The sequence below is a fragment of the Citrobacter sp. wls757 genome (assembly GCF_005280935.1).
GTDB classification, from domain to species: Bacteria; Pseudomonadota; Gammaproteobacteria; order Enterobacterales; family Enterobacteriaceae; genus Citrobacter; species Citrobacter portucalensis.
Genome location: NZ_SZWU01000003.1, coordinates 1 through 4237 on the forward strand (window position 1 = coordinate 1; position 4237 = coordinate 4237).

At 51.6% G+C, this 4237-nt stretch carries 4 protein-coding genes; 2 read left to right on the forward strand and 2 right to left on the reverse strand.

The genetic code is table 11. The annotated features are described in order from the left end of the window. Positions 1–43: 43 nt before the first annotated feature. Both rbsK and rbsR read left to right on the forward strand, forming a co-directional pair. Entirely contained in the window at positions 44–973 is a 930-nt protein-coding gene (rbsK, locus tag FDW94_RS00130) for a ribokinase (RefSeq protein WP_008786556.1), read from the forward strand. 3 nt (positions 974–976) lie between these two features. Next, entirely contained in the window at positions 977–1969 is a 993-nt protein-coding gene (rbsR, locus tag FDW94_RS00135; RefSeq protein WP_003023757.1) for a ribose operon transcriptional repressor RbsR, read from the forward strand. Here the strand turns inward: rbsR and mdtD are convergent. Beyond that, complete coding sequence (gene mdtD, locus FDW94_RS00140) at positions 1935–3362, reverse strand: multidrug transporter subunit MdtD (RefSeq protein ID WP_137376938.1); 1428 nt, start codon at positions 3360–3362, stop codon at positions 1935–1937. The genes rbsR and mdtD overlap by 35 nt on opposite strands. 1 nt (position 3363) lies before the next feature. Continuing rightward, the gene (locus FDW94_RS00145) at positions 3364–4068 is read right to left on the reverse strand and encodes a FadR/GntR family transcriptional regulator (RefSeq protein ID WP_137376939.1); all 705 of its coding nucleotides are present in this window, start codon (positions 4066–4068) and stop codon (positions 3364–3366) included. Positions 4069–4237 lie beyond the last annotated feature (169 nt).

Below are 4237 nucleotides of genomic sequence, written 5' to 3' on the forward strand. Positions count from 1 at the left end.
GCCACCCTAACCCGGTGGCGCACTTTGACTTGGAACACCAAATATGAAAACCGCAGGCAACCTCGTTGTTCTTGGCAGTATCAATGCCGATCACATCCTTAACCTTAACTCTTTCCCGACACCCGGTGAAACCGTAACAGGTAGCCATTATCAGGTCGCATTTGGCGGTAAAGGCGCGAATCAGGCTGTTGCTGCGGGCCGTAGTGGCGCGAATATCGCATTCATTGCCTGTACGGGCGATGATGATATTGGCGAAAGTGTGCGTAAACAGTTAGCCAAAGACAACATCGATATTGCGCCGATTAGCGTAATTTCGGGGGAATCGACCGGTGTGGCACTGATTTTTGTGAATGGTGAAGGTGAGAACGTTATCGGCATTCACGCCGGTGCAAACGCAGCTCTTTCGCCAGCGCTGGTGGAAGCACAGCGCGATCGCATTGCGCAGGCCTCCGCCTTACTGATGCAGTTAGAATCGCCGATCGAAAGCGTACTGACTGCAGCAAAGATTGCACATCAAAATAAGACCATGGTCGCCCTGAACCCGGCACCGGCACGTGAACTTTCTGATGAACTGCTGGCGCTGGTGGATATTATTACCCCGAATGAAACCGAGGCTGAAAAGCTGACGGGGATCCGGGTCGAAAATGATGAAGACGCGGCCAAAGCGGCGCAGGCATTGCACGCTAAAGGTATCCATACTGTACTGATTACCTTAGGTAGTCGCGGTGTGTGGGCCAGCGTTAATGGCGAAGGTCAGCGTGTGCCCGGTTTTAAAGTGGAAGCCGTTGATACTATTGCCGCTGGAGACACCTTTAATGGCGCGTTAATTACAGCGTTGCTGGAAGAGACTCCGCTGCCTGAAGCGATCCGTTTTGCGCATGCCGCTGCGGCGATTGCGGTTACCCGTAAAGGTGCACAGCCTTCCGTTCCGTGGCGCGAAGAAATAGAAGCGTTTTTAAGTCAACAGAGGTAACGCTTGGCTACAATGAAGGACGTCGCCCGCCTGGCGGGTGTTTCCACGTCGACGGTTTCTCACGTCATTAATAAAGATCGCTTTGTCAGTGAGTCCGTCACTGACAAAGTAGAAGCTGCAATTAAAGCGCTTAACTACGCGCCCTCCGCGCTGGCGCGTAGCCTCAAGTTAAACCAGACTCGTACGATTGGCATGTTAATCACTGCCAGTACCAATCCCTTCTATTCTGAACTAGTGCGCGGCGTTGAACGTAGCTGTTTTGAGCGCGGCTACAGCCTGGTGCTGTGCAATACCGAAGGCGATGAACAGCGCATGAACCGTAACCTGGAAACTCTGATGCAAAAACGTGTGGACGGCTTGTTGCTGCTCTGCACCGAAACACATCAGCCTTCCAGAGAGATAATGCAGCGTTATCCTTCTATACCGACCGTGATGATGGACTGGTCGCCTTTTGATGGTGAAAGCGATCTGATTCAGGATAACTCCTTGCTGGGCGGGGATTTAGCCACGCAACATCTTATCGAAAAAGGTTTTACGCGCATTGCCTGCATCACCGGGCCGCTGGATAAAACCCCGGCGCGTTTGCGTCTGGAAGGATATCGGGCAGCAATGAAGCGGGCGGGGTTGCCTGTCCCGGAAGGCTACGAGATTACCGGTGACTTTGAGTTCGGCGGCGGCTTTGAAGCTATGCAAACGTTGCTGTCGCATAAACAGCGACCGCAGGCCGTTTTTACCGGCAATGATGCAATGGCAGTTGGCGCGTATCAGGCTCTGTACCAGTCAGGATTGCGCATTCCGCAGGATATGGCTGTGGTGGGTTACGATGATATCGAGCTGGCGCGCTATATGACGCCGCCCCTGACGACCATCCACCAACCAAAAGATGAATTGGGCGAACTGGCCATCGATGTATTAATTCACCGGATGGCGCAGCCCGCATTACAGCAACAGCGTTTGCAGCTTACTCCTGTTCTGATGGAGCGGGGGTCGGTTTAGGTTTGTGCCGATCTTTGATCAGATTACGTCCATCTTTGGCTTTTAGCAGCATGAACATCAGCGCGGATATTACCGTGATAGCGCCCATCGTCATAAAGGTGTAGTGGAACTGCTCGACCGTATTGGTTCCTTCCATACCTTCATAGATACGCAAAACGGCGGCGCTGATGGCAACCCCTAAACTGATTGATAACTGCTGAGTAACGGCCAATACGCTGTTGCCGCTGCTGGCGTTTTCATCGGTCAGATCCGCCAGAGTGATGGTATTCATTGAAGTAAACTGGGTGGACATCGCCATACCTAAAATGAACAACGGCAGGATTAGCATCCAGATCGGCATGGCAGGAGATTGCAAAGCGAACTGCGCAATCATCAGGCCGATAAATACCGTAACACCCACCAATGTGGTCCTGTAGCCGAGTTTGCGCAGTACCTGCGTCACCATGGATTTTGCCAGAATTGAACCTAACGCTGTTGGCGCCATCATGCAGCCGGCTATCAGAGCCGGATATCCAAATCCTACCTGCAACATCAGCGGCATTAAGAAGGGCACACAGCCTGTACCCAGGCGAGTGGCGAGGTTTCCGGCGATTCCAACAGAAAAGGTCCGAGTCTTAAATATCGGAAGCGATATCAGCGGCGTTGGGTGGCGACGCGCATGGCGAATATAGGCGAGTAGTAACAACAGACTGGCAAGAATAATACCGAGTGCGACCCAGGTCTCGACAAGCTTCTCACCGAACAATTCAACGCCGCTGGAAAACAACACCAGGCTCAAACCAAACAGAAAGAAACCGGTCATATCAAAACCGCGGCGTGGCGTGGTGAAGTTCGGCATATATTTGCGGGCATAGAAGATACCGGCAATGCCAATTGGAATATTAATCAGGAAGATCCAGTGCCAGCTGGCCCATGTAACCAGTACACCGCCCAATACCGGACCTAAAATCGGCCCCACAAGTCCTGGCATGGTGACGAAGTTAAGCACGGGAAGCAGTTCGCTGCGGGGGTAAGCACGCAATAACGCCAGACGGGCAACGGGCATCATCATGGCGCCACCGATCCCCTGAATGACACGGAAAATCACCAGCTCGCTTAAGGAACTGGACAGCGCACAGGCCAGCGATCCCAGCGTAAACAGGCTAACGGCAATCATAAAGACGCGTCGGGTACCAAATCGGTCTGCCAGCCAACCACTTACCGGGATCAGCATCGCGACAGTCAGGGTATAGCTGATAATGGCCGACTGCATGGCGAGTGGAGAGCGGTTAAGACTATGTGCTATTGCGGGTAGGGCGGTATTGAGGATCGTGGCGTCTAGTGCCTGCATAAAAAAGGCCATGGCTGCTATCCACGGTAGCCCGGCCATACTGCGTGATTTCTTTTCTGACATATTATTTATCCGGTAGCACGTTCGGTGCTATCAGCAATGCCTGACAGGCAACAAAGGCGCGATCGCCATCGTTATCATCTATTGCGTCGACAATGGCCTGGTGCAAATCCAGTTTCACCACATCGTTATAGGTAATAGAGGTAAAGTAGGTCTGGTAAACCGAATGGAACAGAGATGCAAAGGAAATAAGGAACGGATTCGCACTCATTTCATAGATGTGCTCATGCCAGGCGATATCAACCTCAATCCAGCGTTCGCGTCTGAAGTTTCTTTTCAGCTCGACCATCTCTTCCATCAGCGTGTTGAGGTGCGCTTTCTGTTCAGCCGTACCTATGGTCGCTGCCAGTAAGCACGCCTGAGGCTCCAGGCTGATACGCATCACCAGAAAATGTTTAATGACCTGCGGGAAATTATCTTCTGTCATCCACCAGGTGAGCAGCTCCTGGTCAAGGAAGTTCCAGTTTGCTTGCGGCATGACGCGTGTACCAATACGTGGGCGCGGTAATACCATACCTTTTGCCGTTAATGTTTTTACTGCCTCTCTTACCGCGGTGCGACTCACGCCAAACTGATCGCCTAGCTCTATTTCGCCAGGCAATATCGCACCCGGTGCGTATTCACCTTTTAATATTCGCTGAGCCAGCTTTTCGGCCAGAACGTAGGACAAGTTTTTCTGTGCGGCTAGCTGTTGGGCATTTAACGGCATGAATGTTCTTCCTTACTCTTTTTCTTATTCATTAGTATGCCACCTGGAAGTGTGATTGCGGCTGCAAAAACGGCAATTTGCTTATTTTATGGCATGTTAATGGTTGTTTTGGTGAAAAAACGCGCACTCGGAAAGTTATTTTAAATTTCCCCTTGTCAGCCTGAAATAA